Annotated in this window: 17 protein-coding genes; 11 read left to right on the top strand and 6 right to left on the bottom strand. The window is 55.9% G+C overall.

Annotated elements, in window-relative coordinates; translation table 11 throughout:
* Nucleotide 1 precedes the first annotated feature (1 nt).
* Complete coding sequence (locus NBV64_RS13530; protein ID WP_009456767.1) at nt 2-859, bottom strand: AAA family ATPase; 858 nt, start codon at nt 857-859, stop codon at nt 2-4.
* Between the two features lie 216 nt (nt 860-1,075).
* On the opposite strand from NBV64_RS13530, the gene NBV64_RS13525 reads away from it, so the two are divergent.
* On the top strand, nt 1,076-1,432 hold the full coding sequence (locus NBV64_RS13525) for a c-type cytochrome (protein ID WP_009456766.1): 357 nt from the start codon (nt 1,076-1,078) through the stop codon (nt 1,430-1,432).
* Nucleotides 1,433-1,448: 16 nt separating this feature from the next.
* Nucleotides 1,449-1,817: a c-type cytochrome gene (locus NBV64_RS13520; protein ID WP_022983344.1), complete on the top strand. Its 369-nt coding sequence runs from the start codon at nt 1,449-1,451 to the stop codon at nt 1,815-1,817.
* 14 nt (nt 1,818-1,831) lie between these two features.
* Here NBV64_RS13520 and NBV64_RS13515 read toward each other — a convergent pair whose 3' ends face one another.
* Nucleotides 1,832-2,260 (bottom strand): DUF1841 family protein, encoded by a 429-nt coding sequence (locus NBV64_RS13515; protein ID WP_009456762.1) that lies wholly within the window; start codon nt 2,258-2,260, stop codon nt 1,832-1,834.
* A gap of 267 nt (nt 2,261-2,527) precedes the next feature.
* On the opposite strand from NBV64_RS13515, the gene icd reads away from it, so the two are divergent.
* From icd to NBV64_RS13500, 3 genes are all read left to right on the top strand, one after another.
* A complete protein-coding gene (gene icd, locus NBV64_RS13510; RefSeq protein WP_026483219.1) occupies nt 2,528-3,784 on the top strand; it encodes an NADP-dependent isocitrate dehydrogenase in 1,257 nt (418 codons plus the stop codon).
* A 307-nt stretch (nt 3,785-4,091) separates the two neighbouring features.
* Nucleotides 4,092-5,327, top strand: coding sequence for an acyl-CoA dehydrogenase family protein (locus tag NBV64_RS13505; protein WP_035274528.1), 1,236 nt, complete (start codon nt 4,092-4,094; stop codon nt 5,325-5,327).
* A 3-nt stretch (nt 5,328-5,330) separates the two neighbouring features.
* Nucleotides 5,331-6,665, top strand: a complete 1,335-nt coding sequence (locus tag NBV64_RS13500; protein ID WP_250755935.1) for a carboxylesterase family protein — start codon at nt 5,331-5,333, stop codon at nt 6,663-6,665.
* 14 nt (nt 6,666-6,679) lie between these two features.
* Here NBV64_RS13500 and NBV64_RS13495 read toward each other — a convergent pair whose 3' ends face one another.
* Both NBV64_RS13495 and NBV64_RS13490 read right to left on the bottom strand, forming a co-directional pair.
* A complete protein-coding gene (locus NBV64_RS13495) occupies nt 6,680-7,576 on the bottom strand; it encodes a PaaX family transcriptional regulator (RefSeq protein ID WP_250755934.1) in 897 nt (298 codons plus the stop codon).
* A 147-nt stretch (nt 7,577-7,723) separates the two neighbouring features.
* Nucleotides 7,724-8,029: a Dabb family protein gene (locus NBV64_RS13490; protein WP_250755933.1), complete on the bottom strand. Its 306-nt coding sequence runs from the start codon at nt 8,027-8,029 to the stop codon at nt 7,724-7,726.
* A gap of 291 nt (nt 8,030-8,320) precedes the next feature.
* Between NBV64_RS13490 and NBV64_RS13485 the strand changes: the two genes are divergently transcribed.
* The 4 genes from NBV64_RS13485 to NBV64_RS13470 all read left to right on the top strand — a co-directional run bounded on the left by NBV64_RS13485 (nt 8,321) and on the right by NBV64_RS13470 (nt 11,866).
* Entirely contained in the window at nt 8,321-8,818 is a 498-nt protein-coding gene (locus NBV64_RS13485; protein WP_009456753.1) for a flavin reductase family protein, read from the top strand.
* Nucleotides 8,819-8,877: 59 nt separating this feature from the next.
* Nucleotides 8,878-10,209 (top strand): MFS transporter, encoded by a 1,332-nt coding sequence (locus tag NBV64_RS13480; RefSeq protein WP_235484276.1) that lies wholly within the window; start codon nt 8,878-8,880, stop codon nt 10,207-10,209.
* Nucleotides 10,210-10,277: 68 nt separating this feature from the next.
* The gene (locus NBV64_RS13475) at nt 10,278-11,324 is read left to right on the top strand and encodes a 2,5-dihydroxypyridine 5,6-dioxygenase NicX family protein (RefSeq protein ID WP_009456751.1); all 1,047 of its coding nucleotides are present in this window, start codon (nt 10,278-10,280) and stop codon (nt 11,322-11,324) included.
* Nucleotides 11,325-11,539: 215 nt separating this feature from the next.
* Nucleotides 11,540-11,866 carry a tetratricopeptide repeat protein gene (locus tag NBV64_RS13470; RefSeq protein ID WP_009456744.1) on the top strand — a complete coding sequence of 109 codons (327 nt, stop codon included), beginning with the start codon at nt 11,540-11,542 and terminating at the stop codon, nt 11,864-11,866.
* 249 nt (nt 11,867-12,115) lie between these two features.
* Here NBV64_RS13470 and NBV64_RS13465 read toward each other — a convergent pair whose 3' ends face one another.
* Together NBV64_RS13465 and trxB are read right to left on the bottom strand one after the other, a co-directional pair.
* The gene (locus NBV64_RS13465; RefSeq protein WP_009456743.1) at nt 12,116-12,883 is read right to left on the bottom strand and encodes a Smr/MutS family protein; all 768 of its coding nucleotides are present in this window, start codon (nt 12,881-12,883) and stop codon (nt 12,116-12,118) included.
* On the bottom strand, nt 12,870-13,826 hold the full coding sequence (trxB, locus tag NBV64_RS13460) for a thioredoxin-disulfide reductase (RefSeq protein WP_009456742.1): 957 nt from the start codon (nt 13,824-13,826) through the stop codon (nt 12,870-12,872). Before trxB ends, NBV64_RS13465 begins: the two co-directional genes overlap by 14 nt.
* A 43-nt stretch (nt 13,827-13,869) precedes the next feature.
* Between trxB and NBV64_RS13455 the strand changes: the two genes are divergently transcribed.
* Nucleotides 13,870-16,245: a DNA translocase FtsK gene (locus tag NBV64_RS13455; protein ID WP_031232634.1), complete on the top strand. Its 2,376-nt coding sequence runs from the start codon at nt 13,870-13,872 to the stop codon at nt 16,243-16,245.
* The gene (lolA, locus tag NBV64_RS13450; protein WP_009456740.1) at nt 16,235-16,861 is read left to right on the top strand and encodes an outer membrane lipoprotein chaperone LolA; all 627 of its coding nucleotides are present in this window, start codon (nt 16,235-16,237) and stop codon (nt 16,859-16,861) included. The genes NBV64_RS13455 and lolA overlap by 11 nt, the downstream gene beginning before the upstream one ends.
* Nucleotides 16,862-16,970 lie beyond the last annotated feature (109 nt).

Raw genomic sequence — 16,970 nt, 5'->3', positions numbered from 1 at the left:
ATCAGCTCCGGCGCTGGCTGCGTTGGCTCATAGCGGCCAGACGCTGCATCAAGGACAAGTCCTGTTCGTTTTTCAGCAAGGCACCGGCCATAGGGGGCAAGCCTTCATCCAGCTCGTGCAGGGCATCGGCAGGAATGTCGTTGGCCAGCAGCAGACGCAGCCAGTCCAGGAATTCCGAGGTAGACGGCTTTTTCTTCAGGCCGGGAACATCTCGCAGGGCAAAGAAGGTATCCAGGGCGCTGGATAGAATGTCACTGCGCAGATTGGGGTAATGCACCGCCACAATCTGCTCCATGGTTTCGCGCTCGGGGAAGCGAATGTAATGGAAGAAACAGCGGCGCAGGAAGGCGTCGGGCAGATCTTTTTCATTATTGGAGGTAATGATGATCAAGGGACGATGGCGCGCCTTGACGGTCTGGCGAGTCTCATAAACATGAAACTCCATGCGGTCCAGTTCCTGCAGCAAGTCGTTGGGGAACTCGATGTCGGCCTTGTCGATTTCGTCGATCAGAACAACCGTGGGTTCCTCGGACTCAAACGCTTGCCACAATGTGCCCTGCACAATGTAGTTGCCAATGTCGCGGACTTTTTCATCGCCCAACTGGGAGTCACGCAGACGCGACACCGCATCGTATTCATACAGGCCCTGGTGGGCCTTGGTGGTGGACTTGATGTGCCATTGCAGCAGGGGGCGTCCCAGGGCACGGGCCACTTCCAGGGCCAGCAGTGTTTTGCCGGTACCGGGTTCACCTTTGATCAACAAAGGGCGTTGTAGCGTCAAAGCGGCGTTGACGGCCAGCTTCAAATCATCAGTGGCAACGTACTGATCGGTGCCTTCAAAACGGGTCGTAGTAGTCATAAATCGGCTCAAACTTGTACTTAAAATGTTGATCTGTCAAGAATAGAAACTCGGGTATAAATACTAGTATCAGTCATCCTTGGCAATTATCATACAATCGACTCAGTACTCGTCGGTCAGCATCACAGAGCCAGGTGTCGCGTTGATTCCTTTTTGCTGCAATAGACGCAGAGCCTGACCCGGACCGTTTTCAACTCCACGACAAAGCGAATAGCGATGATGAAGTTGCAAATGAAGCGGTATGTCTCTTTCTTTCTTCTGGCCTCAAGCTCCTGTCTGCCCTGGGCAGCCCAGGCGCAGGATTCCGAGCCGATCAAGGCCAATCCCGAGGCGGCGCGCGACAAGATCTCCATGTGTATAGGCTGTCATGGCTTGCCCGGTTACAAGGCCAGCTTTCCCGAGGTCTATCACGTCCCCATGATTGCCGGGCAGGGGGCTGCTTATATAGAAGCAGCGCTCAAGGAGTATGCCAGCGGCGCTCGAACCTTCCCCACCATGCAAGCCATTGCGCTGAGCTTGTCCGAACAGGACATGGCGGATATTGCCGCGTACTACGCGGGCAACAAACCTTGAGGACGGGGAGGCACCTATGAGAAAAACAGTCTTGCTGGTGGCAATGGGGCTGATGGCCGGGGTGGCCGGTCAGGCAATGGCCGCTGAGGATCTGGTCAAGGCAGGCGGGGAAGCCTGGAAGAATCTGAATTGCGCATCCTGTCATGGTGACGATGCGAAAACGCCCTTGAACCCGGAATATCCCATTCTGGCCGGTCAGCATGCCGATTATTTGCGGCAGGCCTTGATGGCTTACAAGCGTGGGCAGGCCGGGGCACCGGCAACGTCCAATATCCGCAAGAATGCCGTCATGGGGGCTATGGCCAATACCATGAGCCAGGCGGATATCGACAGTATCTCCGTGTGGCTGTCGCGTCAGCCCGGCCCCTTGAGCAATAGAAAGTAAGGCAGCCTGCGGCTTTAGTCGCGCGTGCTGTGGCGCAAAATCAATTCGATATAGCGCTCGTTGTTCAGCGGTGTGCCCAGACGTTGTGCTTCCCAGATCACCTCGCCCAGCGCTTCCATAATGATGTGCGCTGCGGCGTGCTGATCGTGCCGGGTCAATAAGCGCTGATACGCCGCCTTGATGCCTGGAGGCTGGTCAATGGACAGTTGTTCATTGATAGCCAGGTGCATGGACAGATGCAGGAAGGGATTGCTGCGTCCTTGCTCCACGGAATAGTCCTGGTTGACGGCGTCGGCGTTGCGCAAGTCGTCGTGGTATTCAGGGTGCTGTTGCACCAGGTCCACCGCCATGGTTTCCAGAGCGGTCAGCAGATGACCACTTTGGTGCTTGTCCCAAGCTTCAATGAAAAATTGGCGAACCTGCTCGCGAGAGGGGTTGAACATGGTGGAATCGAGATAAAAATAGTCAGAAAATGCGAATCTTCGGCGCGTGTTTTGCGTGAAATGGTGGGGGCGCAAGGCCGGCACAAGCTGCAATCGGGGCCGTGTAGAATGGATAAGTTGCCAAGAATGCAAGCATTTTTGGCAAGCTTTGAGTTTACAGGTGCCTGAATACGCGCGAATTAAGTTAAACTCTTATATAAGACTTCGGAAACGCGAAAGCGTTCCGTGTTTAGCTATCCCTAATATTGGAGCACAACTGGAGCATCCATGTCCTATCAGCATATCAAGATCCCCGCGTCGGGGCAGAAAATTACAGTTAACGCGGATTTTTCCCTGAATGTTCCCGATCAACCCATTATTCCTTACATCGAGGGTGATGGTACGGGCGTGGATATTTCGCCAGTCATGATCAAAGTGGTCGACGCTGCTGTTGCCAAGGCTTATGGCGGCAAGCGCAAGATCGAGTGGATGGAAGTGTTCGCCGGTGAAAAATCCACCAAGGTGTACGGTTCCGACGTCTGGCTGCCAGAAGAAACTCTGGATGCCGTTAAAGACTACGTCGTGTCCATCAAAGGCCCTCTTACCACTCCCGTTGGCGGCGGCATCCGTTCCCTGAACGTGGCCCTGCGTCAGCAACTGGACCTGTACGTCTGCCTGCGCCCAGTGCGCTACTTCAAGGGTGTTCCTTCGCCTGTGCGTGAGCCAGAAAAGACCGAAATGGTCATTTTCCGCGAGAACTCCGAAGACATTTACGCTGGTATCGAATTTGCTGCCGAGTCCGAAAGCGCCAAGAAGCTGATCGACTTCCTGCAAAACACCCTGGGCGTGAACAAGATCCGCTTCCCCAATACCTCCGGTATCGGTGTCAAGCCTGTGTCCCGCGAAGGTACCGAGCGCCTGGTGCGCAAGGCCATCCAGTACGCCATCGACAACGATCGCTCTTCCGTGACCATCGTTCACAAGGGCAACATCATGAAGTTCACCGAAGGTGGCTTCCGTGATTGGGCTTACGAACTGGCTCAAAAAGAATTTGGCGCTGAATTGATCGACGGCGGCCCATGGTGCAAATTCAAGAATCCCAAGACTGGTCGCGAGATCATCGTCAAGGATTCGATTGCTGACGCCTTCCTGCAACAGATTCTGCTGCGTCCTGCCGAGTACGACGTTATTGCCACACTGAACCTGAACGGCGACTACATCTCCGACGCTCTGGCTGCTCAAGTGGGTGGTATCGGTATCGCTCCCGGTGCCAACCTGTCCGACTCCGTGGCCATGTTTGAAGCCACCCACGGTACTGCTCCCAAGTACGCTGGCAAAGACTACGTGAACCCCGGTTCGCTGATCCTGTCTGCCGAAATGATGCTGCGTCACATGGGCTGGACCGAAGCTGCTGACCTGATCATCTCCAGCATGGAAAAATCCATCACCTCGCGTAAAGTGACTTATGACTTTGCCCGTCTGATGGAAGGCGCGACTCAAGTGTCCTGCTCCGGCTTTGGCGATGTCATGATCGAAAACATGTAATGAATACAGGCTGTTAAAGCCGGTTTTCTGCATGAGAAACCGCCGACCTTCGGGTCGGCGGTTTTTTTTCGTCTCATGCTGGCGCAGGCCATTTTTCTCTCTTTTTCTGCTTTTTTTTGTGCTCAAAATATTTTTGATCGTTAGTTTTATGCAATTAAAAATAAGCTTGGCACATGATTTTTACTAGGTGAAAACCCGAATAAACTCAATAAAACAAGCGGGTTTAGCGTTTTTCATGATTATTGATATTGCGATTAACTGACGATAGCTATAAATTTGCCATATCAAATAATTCTAAGGAGCTGTTATGACTATCACAGGAGCTACATTGGTCGCCGAGCGCGAGCGGATCACCGTTACCCAGGCGCCATCCCGTCAGGAGACAGAGGAGATTCTGGAGCGTATCCACGAGATCGGCCCGCTGCTACGTGAGTTGGCCCCGCAGGCTGACCGTAATCGCATGTTGTCAGACGAGGCGGTTCAGGCTTTGGAGTCAACCGGGGCCTGGCGCATTTCGGCCTTGAAGCGCTACGGCGGTTATGAGGGTGGGGCGGAGATGCTCTTGCAATGTGCCAGCGCCGTGGGCTATTACGATCCGGCAGCAGCCTGGTGTGTGGTGATCTCTAATGGTTCGGTCATGCTGGCCAACCGCTTTAGCGATGCCATGCTCGATGAGGTGTTTGCAGACGGTCCAATCCGTGCAGCGTCCATTTTTGCCCAACCCCAAGGCACGGCAACGCCGGATGGCGATGGCTGGCGCATTACGGGCAAGTGGCCTTTTGCCTCGAACAGCAATCACTCGGACTGGGCACTGGGGATTTTGTTCATCAAGGAAAACGAGCAGGTCGAGCCCACCGTGGGCTTTGTGCTGATGCGTCGTGATGAGTTTGAAATTCAGGATACCTGGTACACCATCGGTATGCGCGGCTCGGGCTCCAACACCATGGTGGCAGAAAACCTGTGGGTGCCCAAAGAGCGCCTGATTACGTTTCAGCAACTGATGGGTGATGTGCAGGAGCAAGATCCCTTGGCTACATTTGGTCGTCGTTTGACGCCGCACCTGACCATGTCCACCTGCATTCAAGCGCCATCTTTAGGGGCCGCGCAAGCTGCCGTGGATTTCACTACTGGTGTCAGTGGCAAGCGCGGCATTACCTATACCCATTACAAGAAGCAGTCGGATTCGGGGGCATTTGTGCAGAACCTGGGAACGGCCAGTATTCAGATTGATGGTGCCCGCTTATTGCTGGAACGCGCTGCGGCTCAAATTGATGCTGCTGCCTCTGGCACCGTGCCCATGCCTTTGGAGCTACGTGCTCGTCACCGCGCCGGAATCGGCCATGCCGGACACGAACTGGTGGATGCGGTGAACAATCTGTGCTGGTTACATGGCACGGCCTCTTTTGCGGAAAATAGTTTGCTGGGCCGCATGTGGCGGGATATTAATACAGGTACTCGCCATGCTTCGATTACCGCCCCTATGGGTTATGAGCTACACGGTAACGGCATGACCGGTACGCCTTACATTTCCAACAAGCTCTAAACCATGACGGCGACATTGCTGGTCAATGCTCCCTCGCGACGTTGTCATGCCGATGGCGTAGAGGTGCAGGCCTGGTATGGCCTACGTTACGCCCAGGGGGCGCGTCGTTTTGAAGCGGCGCAGGCGGCGACGGGGCGAGTGGCAGCGACCTCTCTGGATCAGGTGCCCGTATTCCCGCAGCGCCCCAGCCGTCTTGCGGCGGTCATGGGAGCAGGCAGTGCCAATCCTCAATCTGAAGACGCTTATTTTTTGAATGTGTGGGCACCTGCGCAAGCACAAGGTCTGCCCGTACTGTTCTTTATCCACGGTGGAGCCTGGGTGAGCGGTGGCGCTTCTTTGGATTGGTATGACGGCACCCGCCTGGCAGCGCAGGGCATGGTGGTGGTCAATGTGAATTACCGTCTGGGTGCCTTGGGGCACCTGGGCGATGCACAAGCTGACGATTTGCCTTTGCCGGCAGCCGACCTGCTCTTGGCACTGCAATGGGTGAAAGATCGTATCCATGCCTTTGGCGGAGACCCGGACAAGATTACCTTGATAGGGCAATCGGCGGGTGGCTGGTATGCGCATTTGCTCAGCGTGCTGGAGTCCACACGAGGTTGGATTGATCGTGTGGCTTTGCTCAGCATGGGAACGCGCATGCCTTGGTCACCCGAGCAACAAAAAAAAACCACAGAGCGCCTGCGACAAAGCCTGGGTGATCAGTGGCTGACGGCGAACGTGGATATCTTGATGCAGCACGGCATGATGGCCTTGGACAAAGAGCCGCCACGTTTGGCTCATGCTCCTTCGGCATTCTTGCCTGTGGCCAGCGCCGGGATGCCGCCCGACTTCTTGAATCCTGACTGGGCGGCACAAGCCTGCCATGCGCAGGCGGTGTATCTGCGTTGTACTGCCCAAGAGTCCTCGGTGTTCTTTTTTGACGTGCCTTTTCATCGGCAGGCGACGCAAGAGCAGGTCGATCAGGCTTTGGGTGTATGGCCTGTGGGAGACTTGCCAGACAGCCTGCTGCGAAATGGGGTGTATCAGGGAGCAGGATCGGGTCTGACGCCGTATCAGCAAGTGGTGGCCGCGTCGTCCTGGTTGCAGTTTCAGCGTTTTCCCACGCAGTATGCGGCTAGTCTGAAGGCAGCGGGGCGCTCGGTGGTTTGGCGTCACTTCATGGAACAAAGCCCGCTTGAAGCGGTGTTCAGCGGGCATTGTTTTGATTTGCCTTTCCAGTTTGGCAACTTCCGGGCCTGGCAGGATGCACCCATGATGCAGGGGGTGACGCCAGAGCGGTTTGAGCGCATCGCCCAGGATTTGATGGGCGACATCGCACGCTTTGCAGGGGCCTGACTAAAGGAGCAGGTTTACTCCGTGCCGCGGGCCTTCCAGTTTGGAATGGCCTGCTGCACGTGTTGCGAGCTCAAGGGACTAAGCAGTCGATGCAAGTCACCGAACAATTTGCGGGCCGTATTGCCTACCCAGTTGTCTGGCAATAGCTCGGGTGCAAGGCCTGGGTCCAGAAAGGGCAGTCTGCGCCAGCGTGTCACCATAGGCATATAGAGTCGGAAGGCTTCCAAAGGGTCGGCCGTGCCTTGGCGTAAAGCGGTTTGCCACGCTTCAACTTCGTGTTGATACGAGTTCAAGAAGGCCTGGTACTCATTGGCCAGCTTGTCCCAATTCCACCAGCGGGAGATCTTTTCCTGAATATCGCTCAGGCCACTGGGTTCGCAGGTGAACAGCTCAATATAGGGCCAGAGTTGGTGCTCGCGTATGTACTCGACAGCCTCTGCCTGCAAGCGCGCCGGACCTATATACAGCCCCGCATTTACCGTGCCAAACCCCATGCGAGCCAAGCCTGTACGAATCTTGTGACGGTTCTGGCGTTCGCTTTCAGGAACGGAGAAGGAGACCAGCAGCCAGGGGTCCCGAATATTCATGGAGGGGGAGGAAAAAATCCGCTCGTCACCGGCCTGCATATGCGGCTCCAGTTCGGCCGCCAAGGCATAGCCTTTGCCCGAGGCGGCTTGTCGGCTAACTAGTACGCCTTTTTTCTTGAGCCGGGAAATGGCGGAGCGCACGCTGGATGGTTCAGCGCCCAGGTCGGCCAGAAGTTGAACCACGCTGGCCACGGGAATGATGACGCCGGTGGGGCGGGCGAACAGACCGTAGAGCGTCAGAATGTAGTGGTGCGGGGCAAGTTGCTCGTGCTCGCCATGGTCTCGGCTAGCGATGAACTCATCAATCGCGACGCTTGCTTTCATTCTGTCTTCCGGTGGTGGGGCTGATTGCTACCCATTTTTGATAGTAGGTTTGTAGCGGGCCATTTTACCGTGCGTGCCCCGGCGGCGCTAGCGTAGCCGCACTGGGGCTGCTTGCGTCCTGTTTGCCAGGGCGCCAGCTTGAGCTTCTTAGGGCAGGCTTTTCTCCAGCACGCTGTCCAGCACGACGATGTCCTGAATGTGCGGGGCGATGGCATCCAGCATGGCCTGGTGAGCATCACTCTGTCTGTAGGCGTCCAGTGCCTCTTGAGTGCGGAATACAGACAGCAGGGCATGGCTGTAGCGCGCCGAACTGCGTGACAGGTTCGGCACCCATTCAAAGCGTTCTATGTCTGAGCATTCCTGATGTATGCGGATAAAGGCCTGGTCCAGCTTGGGTTCCAATTCCGGGCTGACAGGGGTGTGGGGTGCCATCAAAACGATATGTAGATACATGCTGTCCTTGTGGATTCCGAGAGGTTTTAAGCTTATATATTATTGCAAATAAATAATGACGAAACATAATACGCAATAATATTCGGATGAATTGTATAGGCCTATAGCTTTTAAAACGACGAATTTTCATAGGGTTAATACCTAAATTCAACAAAAACCATCCTGGTTTACCTATTTTGTTATTGCAAATAAATGACGATCGAAACAGAATTGAGGCCAAGCGAGTGTGTTGTCGCAGAGCTCGCCTCATTTTGGGTTTTGGGTCTTTAACGCCTGAGCAGAGTCATCGTCATGAAAGAAAACATAAGTGGGTTGGGAGCCAGGGTGGTGCGCGAAGCCTTCGGACATTTTCCATCCGGGGTAGCGGCCATTGCCGCCGTACTCGATGGCAAGCCGCAAGTCATTGTTGCGTCCAGTTTTTCCGTAGGGGTTTCGCTGGATCCGCCTTTGGCCGCCTTTTTTGTGCAGAAAAGTTCCTCGACCTGGGCGCTGCTGTCTCGCGCCTCGCGTCTGGGGGTGTCAATTTTGAGTGCTGAACATGCGGCTATTTGCCGTCAGCTGGCCGGACCGGACAAGGACAGCCGCTTCAGCGATATCGAGGTCGAGCTGACCGAGGAGGGGGCCGTCCATATACAAGGGGCATCAGTCTGGTTTGACTGCAGTGTTTTTCAAGTGCATCCCGCCGGGGACCACGATGCCGTGCAATTGCTTATCCACGATGTGCAGATCGAGCGCGAAATTTCGCCACTGATCTTTCATCGTTCTCGTTTCACGCAGTTGGTGGCCTGAGCCACCGGATCAAAAACAATAAACAAGAAGCATAACTATCACAGTGAAGGGGACATCTCTTGGACGCACATACACCATCTTTGCGCGAGCAGCCCATGACTGCCGCGCAGCGTCGACGCGTTATTTTGGGGGTTGGGGCGGGTAACGCCCTGGAGTGGTACGACTGGACGGCTTATTCGATTTTTGCCGCCTATTTTGCCAAGCAGTTTTTCCATAGTGAGGACCCGCTGGCGGCTTTGCTGGGCACACTGGCAGTATTTGCTGTGGGTTTTTTCATGCGCCCGCTGGGAGGAATCTTTTTTGGCTGGTTGGCCGATCGCAAGGGGCGGCGTTTCACCATGACCCTGTCCATGCTGGTGACAGCCTTGGGCAGTTTGGTGATTGGTATTGCTCCTACGTATGACATGGTGGGGCCGATTGCCGCCTTGTTTTTGTTGATGGGCCGTTTGTTGCAAGGGATTGGCCACGGTGGGGAGGTGGTTTCTTCCTTCACCTATGTCACCGAAATGGCACCTGCTCATAAACGTGGGCTGTGGTCTTCCTCCGTGTTTGTGTTTGTCACGATCGGGGTATTGGCGGCTGTGTTGCTCAGTGCCTGCCTGACCAGTCTGCTGGGTGAGGATGTTGTTCGGGCCTGGGCATGGCGTGTGCCTTTTGTCTTGGGTGGGGCCTTGGGGGTATATGCGCTGTATCTGCGTAGAAAGCTGGATGAAACTCCCATGTTCAAAGCCCGTCAGGCCGCAGCGCAAGCGGCAGGCAAAACGGCGCGCCCGGGCGCACGCGTGTTCTGGTCGGAGGTCTGGAAGTATCGCAGTGCCTGCTTGCGCGTATTTGCCTTGTCGGCCGGCGGCACCGTGCTGTATTACGTCTGGGCCATCATGGCGCCCACCTTTGCCATTACCTCCCTGGGCATGCCTGCCGCCAAAGTGATGTGGGTGGGGGTGGGGGCCAATCTTTTTCTGATTCTGTGCCTGATTTTCTGGGGCGCATTTTCGGATCGGTTTGGTCGCAAGGCGAACTGGTATTTCTTCTCCATCGGTTCAATCATCAGCATCATCCCGCTGACCATGGTGCTGACTGGCGGCCAGGGCGAGATCTGGCGTCTGGTGGTGTTCATGGCGGGCGGCATGCTGTTGATCTCGGCACCCACCGCCATCATGCCGGCCTTTTTCCCCGAGCAGTTTCCAACTCGTATCCGTGCGGTTGCCATGGGCTTGCCCTATTCGGTCGCTGGTGCCCTGACGGGCGGGACCGCTCCCTATTTGCAAGCCTGGCTGCATTCCATCAATCAAAAGCAGGTTTTTGACTGGTACCTGATCGGCCTGTGCGTTCTGGCCCTGTGGGCCACCATTGCCTCGCCCGAGACCAAGGGCAAGGATTTGCACGACTGATGTGTACAGGCGCTGCCCGGCTGAAAGAGCCGCGCAGCGCCTTTTTTGAATTTTCTAGGAGTAGTGAGATGTTGCGTGAGCATATTGAAGGCAAATGGATTGCTGATTTTGTAGAAGTGTTTGGACTGTGCAAAGTACAACCCGGCGAAATGGCAGTCGTGCTGTCCGAGACGCAATCGCGCTCCGTGCTGGCCGAGCTGGCTGAGTTGGCCCTGACGCAAATGGGGGCACGGGTTTGCCATGTGAAACTGGTCTCGCCACGTCTGAAAAGCAATATTGCCCTGCGCTCGACCGGGACGTCTTTGGCGCTGGAAGGTATGGACCCGATTGTCCAGGCTTTGGCAGGCAGCCAGTTCATTGTGGACTGCACCGTAGAAGGGCTGCTGCATTCGCCCGAGCGTGCCGCACTGCTGGCCAAAGGTGCCCGCATCATGATGATCAGCGACGAGCATCCCGAGATTCTGGAACGGGTCAAACCCAGTCCTGATTTGCAGAGCAAGTGCGATATTGGCGGCAAGCTGATTACCGATGCCAGTGTCATGCACATTAGCTCCGAAGCCGGCACGGACCTGACGGTCAGCCTGGCGGGTGTGATCGGGCGCGGCAGTGCCGGGATAGCCGACAAGCCGGGCAGCTTTGGGTATTGGCCTGCTGGCCTGTGCATTTGCTACCCCAGCAATGGCAGTGTGAATGGCACGCTGGTGCTGGATAGTGGAGATGTGAACCTGACCTTCAAGCGCTATCTGGAATCGGCGGTGACCCTGCGTATCGAAAACGATTATGTCGTGGCTATTGAGGGCAAGGGCGTGGATGCCGATTTGATCCGCTCCTATTACGCCAGTTGGAATGACAAGGATGCCTATGCGGTCAGTCATGTGGGCTGGGGCATGGCACCGGCGGCTCGCTGGGACTCCATGGCCATGTATGACAAGCGCGATACCAACGGAACCGAGTTGCGCGCCTTTGCCGGTAACTTCCTTTTCTCTACGGGCGCAAATCCAGCGGCGGGTCGTTTCTCCGATTGCCACTTCGACTACCCAATGCGCAATTGCACGGTTAGCCTGGATGGCCGTGAAGTCGTCAGCAAGGGGGTGTTGCAAGGCGATCTGGCCTAAAGCGCTAGCCAGGGCGGTACCAGCAGGAGAATGGGCCTACAGAGCCCGGCCGGCTGAGGCCGCCCTTTGATATTCCGTGGTACAAAACCAAGCTCAATGGTTTATGGCTAGATGGTTCAATAGTCATCAAGCTGTGCAGGCGTGTCGCGGCCGCTATTTTGTTTTGTGTGAAGGCAGCGCGACCCAGCCTTGCTTTGTTTTCAAGGGTATGGATTATGCGCGAAGGATTGGAGAAGCTACTGGCGGCAGGCAAGGATAATGCTTTGTTGCGCTTTGGCCTGGGCAATGCATGTATGGGTGAGGGCGATTTGGAAGCGGCTCGCGAACATTTGTCCAAAGCCGTGGAAATGAATCCGCGTTACACCGCAGCCTGGAAGCTGTTGGGCCGGGTGCTGGTGAACCTGGAGCAATTCAAACAGGCCAGGGAAATTCTGGAGCAGGGCTTGGTGATTGCCCAAGAGCAGGGCGACAAGCAGGCTGAGAAAGAAATGCAGGTGTTTTTGAAGCGGGCCGTGAAGGCTTTGGACCAGGCAGCAGAATAAAGACTGCGAATGGGCGACTGATATTTTCTTATCATGCGGGTATCAGTGCATTCCCTAAGTGTGACAGCTTTATAAATGGGGCACAATACGTTCCATGCAGGTGAGGAGACATAGCCCCGCAACGCTGGGCAACAAAGACCGAAATAAAACGGTCACTATTATAAAAGCAATAGGCAGTACAACATAACAACAATAAAAAAAAGGCCAGCGAAAGCTGGCCTTTTTTACGTCTGTACCTAATGGAAAAAATCAAACACCGGGTTCGGACATGGCTTGCAGCACCAGTTTGACGGCACCTTGCCCACCTTCGTTGGGCGCGCACTCCATATAAGCCAGAACGCTGGGCAGCTGGGTTAACCAGCGACGCACGGCATGACGCAAAACGGGTTCGCCATTGCGCGAGCCGTAGCCCGTGCCGTGGACAATTCGTACACAGCGCACGCCGTGCTCCAGACAGGAGCGCAGAAAGTTGTCCAGTCGCTCGCGGGCCTGTTCCAGATCCGAGCCATGCAAATCCAGGCTGGACTCAATCGGCCAACGGTTGCGTTCCAGATCGCGCAAGACATCGGTGCCACAGCCAGCACGCAAATGTCGTAGATCGTTGCTTTCACCTTGCACGCTGACATATTGGTCAGAGGCCTGGGGCAGGGCGGGCGTACTGGTGGGCGCACCTACCGCGTGGCGACGACGTTGCTCCAACTGTTCCGGGCTAGCCGCAGGACGGCTCATGACTACGCTTTGACCACGTTTTTTCAAGGGGGCGACGTCCCGCATGGACTGGCGTAGCCAGGCCCTGTCGCTGGGGTCCAATAAGGAAACGGGGTCTTGGGCCGCTGTAGCATTACTGGCAGGAGCCAGTTTGGCTGGCTTGCCACCGGGATCCGGTGGGCGGGGGCGCTTGCGAGCCTGGGGACGGGCGGGGGCCGGGGGCGGATTGAGATCCTGGCGGACCTGACCTTGTAACTTCTTCAGGTCTGCCAGACTACGCCCTACGGCTTTGGGCTTATTTGTTTTCATCCAACCAGCGCTGTGCGTCCAGGGCGGCCATGCAACCGCTGGCTGCACTGGTAATGGCCTGACGATAGATATTGTCTTGCACATCGCCCGCGGCAAAGACGCCAGGAACGGAAGTCATGGTTGCCATGCCTTTCAGACCGCTGCGAGTCGTGATGTAGCCGTCGTGCATCTCCAGCTTGCCTTCAAAGATCCCGGTGTTGGGCTTGTGGCCGATGGCGATAAAGGCACCAGTCACAGCCAGGTCTTCAGTGGCCTGGGTCTGGTTATTGATGATGCGCACACCTGTCACGCCCGAAGCGTCACCCAGCACTTCTTGCAGTTCGCTGTGCAGTTTCAGCTGGATATTGCCATTCTGGACGCGGTCCATCAGCTTGTCGGTCAGGATGGGTTCGGAACGGAAGGTATCGCGACGGTGAATCAAGGTCACGGTCTTGCAAATATTGGACAGGTACAGGGCTTCTTCCACGGCGGTATTGCCACCACCGACTACGACCACGTCCTGGTTCTTGTAGAAGAAACCATCACATGTTGCGCAACCGGACACGCCACGGCCCATGAATTCCTGCTCGGTTGGCAGGCCCAGGTATTGGGCAGAGGCGCCTGTCGCAATAATCAGCGAATCGCAGGTGTAGACTGTGCCACTATCACCATTCAGGGTCAGGGGACGGGTGGACAGATCAACCGAGGACACCATGTCAAAGATTAATTCTGTTTCGAATCGTTCCGCATGAGCCTGGAAACGTGCCATAAGATCAGGTCCCTGGACGCCTTGGGCATCGGCTGGCCAGTTATCTACATCTGTGGTGGTCATCAGTTGGCCACCTTGCTCCATGCCGGTGACCAAGACGGGGTTGAGGTTGGCGCGGGCTGCGTAGATCGCTGCGGTATAGCCGGCCGGGCCTGAGCCCAGAATGAGTACTTTTGCGTGCTTAGTAGTCGACATCACAGAAAATCCGAAAAAGACGATCTCCAATTATAATGAGTCCATGGCAAGAATACCTGCAACATCCCCTCGTTCGTCCCGGTCATCCAAAAATGTGCGTAATGGGCCTTCAGCCCTGCAACAGCGCCTGACAGGACTGCTGCGCGAAGCACGGTGGATTATCTTCGCTGCTCTGGCAGCCTGGCTGGGCCTGGTACTGGCAACCTGGGATCCGGGCGATCCCGGCTGGTCGCATTCCGTGCACTCGGGTCTGACCCAAAACGGCGGGGGCATCTTTGGTGCCCACATCGCCGATTTCCTCTTGTTTCTGTTTGGTCTGACGGCCTGGCTTTGGGTGGTGCTGCTGGTGCAGCGCGTGGCCGTGGGCTTTTACCGTCTGACCGCTTTGCTTTTGCCCAGCACTAAAAACGAGGATGTTCTGCCTCGGGTGCGCTGGGAAATTGGCATAGGCTTTTTCTTTTTGTTTCTGGGCAGCATGGGCCTGGAATCGCTGTTTTTTAAAGATCTGGGCCAGCAATGGCAGCTCCCTGCGGGGGCTGGTGGGCAGTTAGGCCAATTATTATCGCAACTATTAGTAACTTCGATAGGCTTTGGTGGAGCCTCTCTGGTGCTGATGGGCCTGCTCGCTGGCGGAGCCAGTTTGTTCTTCGGTTTTTCCTGGCTGACGTTGGCAGAACGTCTGGGCGGCTTCATCGAAGGGACGATTCGCCGTTTGATGACTTTCTGGTCAGCCCGTCAGGATCGTCGCGTGGGCGAGGTCAAACGTGCCGAGCGCACGGAAAGCGTGGTCGCCAAGCAGGAGCAACTGGTCCACGAACAGCCTGTGCGTATCGAACCTGCTTTTGTGGCTGTGCCCAAATCCGAGCGCGTCGAGAAAGAGAAGCAGCAGACCTTGTTCAAGGCGCCTCGTCAGGCTGGCGAAGCGGGCGATTTGCCTCCGCTGTCCCTGCTGGACCCCGCCTCTGACAATGTAGAAACGGTGTCGCCGGAAACCATTGAGTTCACCTCGCGCCTGATTGAAAAGAAATTGTCGGACTTCGGTGTTGCTGTGACGGTGGTGACCGCCCAGGCGGGGCCGGTCATTACGCGCTACGAGATTGAGCCTGCCACCGGCGTGAAGGGTAGCCAGATCGTGAATCTGGCCAAAGACCTGGCCCGTGCCTTGAGTCTGGTCAGCATCCGGGTGGTGGAAACTATTCCCGGGAAAAACCTGATGGGCCTGGAACTGCCCAACCCCCGCCGCCAAATGGTGCGTCTGGAGGAAATCGTAGGCTCGCAGACCTATCACAGCAGTGCTTCCTTGCTGACCATGGCTTTGGGCAAGGATATTGCCGGTAAACCCGTGGTGGCGGATCTGGCCAAGATGCCTCATTTGCTGGTGGCAGGTACAACCGGCTCCGGTAAGTCCGTGGGGATTAACGCCATGATTCTGTCGCTGCTGTACAAGGCAGACCCGGCAGACGTGCGCCTGATCCTGATCGACCCCAAGATGCTGGAAATGAGTGTCTATGAAGGCATTCCTCATTTGCTGGCTCCGGTGGTCACGGATATGCGTCTGGCCTCCAACGCCTTGAATTGGTGTGTGGCCGAAATGGAAAAACGCTACCGCTTGATGAGCAAGCTGGGCGTGCGTAATTTGGCCGGTTACAACGCCAAGATACGCGAAGCGCAAAAGCGTGAAGAGCCTATCCCCAATCCTTTCTCTTTGACGCCGGACGCTCCCGAGCCGTTGTCTGTTCTGCCCATGATTGTCGTCATTATTGACGAGTTGGCAGACTTGATGATGGTGCAGGGCAAGAAGATCGAAGAGTTGATTGCTCGTTTGGCCCAGAAAGCCCGTGCGGCTGGTATCCACCTGATTCTGGCTACTCAGCGCCCTAGCGTGGACGTGATTACAGGTCTGATCAAGGCGAACATTCCTACCCGTATTGCTTTTCAGGTGTCTTCCAAAATCGACTCGCGCACCATTCTGGATCAGATGGGTGCGGAAACCTTGCTGGGCATGGGCGATATGCTCTATCTGCCGCCCGGTACAGGTTTGCCTAAACGAGTGCACGGCGCTTTTGTCAGCGATGAGGAAGTTCACCGCGTGGTTGAACACTTGAAAGAACACGGCGAACCCGATTACATCGAAGGCCTGCTGGAAGGTGCTGTCGAAGGCGAATCGGGTGAGGGGGTCAACCCCGCTACTGGCATGGTCGATGCTGAAGCGGACCCGCTGTACGACCAGGCTGTTCAAGTCATTATCAAGAATCGTCGCGCTTCGATTTCGTCGGTGCAGCGTCATTTGCGTATTGGTTACAACCGGGCAGCCCGACTGCTGGAACAAATGGAACAAGCCGGTCTGGTATCGGCTATGCAGCCTAACGGTAACCGTGAAATTCTGGTCCCCGCAGGAGGTGCCAAAGATGAAGATTAAGACACTGCTGGTCAGCATGTTGCTGGCCACTACACCTGCCTTGACCATGGCCGCTTCGGCCAGCGAGCAATTGCGCTCTTTTGTGCAAGATGTGCGTGCTGCGAAAGGCGAGTTTTCCCAGCGTACGGTCGATAGCAACGGCCAGTCCAAAGGTGCGCCGCAATCCGGGCAATTCGTGTTTCAGCGCCCTGGCCAGTTCAAATGGCATGTGCAACGCCCTTATGAACAATTGATCGTGTCTGACGGCAAGCTGCTTTATCAATACGACCCGGATCTGGCCCAGGTCACCGAGCGTGGTGTGGACCAGTCCATCGGCGCTTCGCCTGCTGCGATCTTGTTTGGTACTGGCAATCTGGAAGACTCCTTCCGTCTGGTTGAGCAAGATGCACGGGATGGATTGGAGTGGATCCGAGCCACACCGTTGCAAAGCGATGCCGGCTTTTCCTACGTAGACATCGGCTTCAAGGATCGTGAGCCACGTCGTCTGGAATTGCAGGACTCGTTCGGCCAAACCACGTATATCGACTTCACCGGCTTGGAACCGAACCCTCGGATTACCTTGGGTACCTTCACGTTCAAGGCTCCTGCCGGAGTGGATGTCGTCTCCATGCCTTGATGCACATTCTGTTTTTGTGCCGCTATCGTCAGGGTCAGTGTTTGGCTGGCTCTGACAAAACAAGTTTTCAATACAGACCTGGTCCGCTTGGCCAGGTCTTGCCATTTTA

This window comes from Alcaligenes sp. DN25 (assembly GCF_023674485.1).
Classification (GTDB): Bacteria; Pseudomonadota; Gammaproteobacteria; order Burkholderiales; family Burkholderiaceae_B; genus Alcaligenes; species Alcaligenes phenolicus.
Note: the sequence above shows the minus strand (reverse complement) of the source record. Positions and strands in the feature narration are given on the sequence as shown.

What these genes read in the sequence shown, in the direction of transcription:
- NBV64_RS13455 (WP_031232634.1), top strand. Translation starts at nt 13,870, where the DNA reads ATGGCAAGAATACCTGCAACATCCCCTCGTTCGTCCCGGTCATCCAAA.
- NBV64_RS13490 (WP_250755933.1), bottom strand. Translation starts at nt 8,029, where the DNA reads ATGTATCTACATATCGTTTTGATGGCACCCCACACCCCTGTCAGCCCG.
- NBV64_RS13515 (WP_009456762.1), bottom strand. Translation starts at nt 2,260, where the DNA reads ATGTTCAACCCCTCTCGCGAGCAGGTTCGCCAATTTTTCATTGAAGCT.
- NBV64_RS13465 (WP_009456743.1), bottom strand. Translation starts at nt 12,883, where the DNA reads ATGAAAACAAATAAGCCCAAAGCCGTAGGGCGTAGTCTGGCAGACCTG.
- icd (WP_026483219.1), top strand. Translation starts at nt 2,528, where the DNA reads ATGTCCTATCAGCATATCAAGATCCCCGCGTCGGGGCAGAAAATTACA.
- NBV64_RS13500 (WP_250755935.1), top strand. Translation starts at nt 5,331, where the DNA reads ATGACGGCGACATTGCTGGTCAATGCTCCCTCGCGACGTTGTCATGCC.
- NBV64_RS13525 (WP_009456766.1), top strand. Translation starts at nt 1,076, where the DNA reads ATGATGAAGTTGCAAATGAAGCGGTATGTCTCTTTCTTTCTTCTGGCC.
- NBV64_RS13470 (WP_009456744.1), top strand. Translation starts at nt 11,540, where the DNA reads ATGCGCGAAGGATTGGAGAAGCTACTGGCGGCAGGCAAGGATAATGCT.
- trxB (WP_009456742.1), bottom strand. Translation starts at nt 13,826, where the DNA reads ATGTCGACTACTAAGCACGCAAAAGTACTCATTCTGGGCTCAGGCCCG.
- lolA (WP_009456740.1), top strand. Translation starts at nt 16,235, where the DNA reads ATGAAGATTAAGACACTGCTGGTCAGCATGTTGCTGGCCACTACACCT.
- NBV64_RS13475 (WP_009456751.1), top strand. Translation starts at nt 10,278, where the DNA reads ATGTTGCGTGAGCATATTGAAGGCAAATGGATTGCTGATTTTGTAGAA.
- NBV64_RS13505 (WP_035274528.1), top strand. Translation starts at nt 4,092, where the DNA reads ATGACTATCACAGGAGCTACATTGGTCGCCGAGCGCGAGCGGATCACC.
- NBV64_RS13495 (WP_250755934.1), bottom strand. Translation starts at nt 7,576, where the DNA reads ATGAAAGCAAGCGTCGCGATTGATGAGTTCATCGCTAGCCGAGACCAT.
- NBV64_RS13485 (WP_009456753.1), top strand. Translation starts at nt 8,321, where the DNA reads ATGAAAGAAAACATAAGTGGGTTGGGAGCCAGGGTGGTGCGCGAAGCC.
- NBV64_RS13520 (WP_022983344.1), top strand. Translation starts at nt 1,449, where the DNA reads ATGAGAAAAACAGTCTTGCTGGTGGCAATGGGGCTGATGGCCGGGGTG.
- NBV64_RS13530 (WP_009456767.1), bottom strand. Translation starts at nt 859, where the DNA reads ATGACTACTACGACCCGTTTTGAAGGCACCGATCAGTACGTTGCCACT.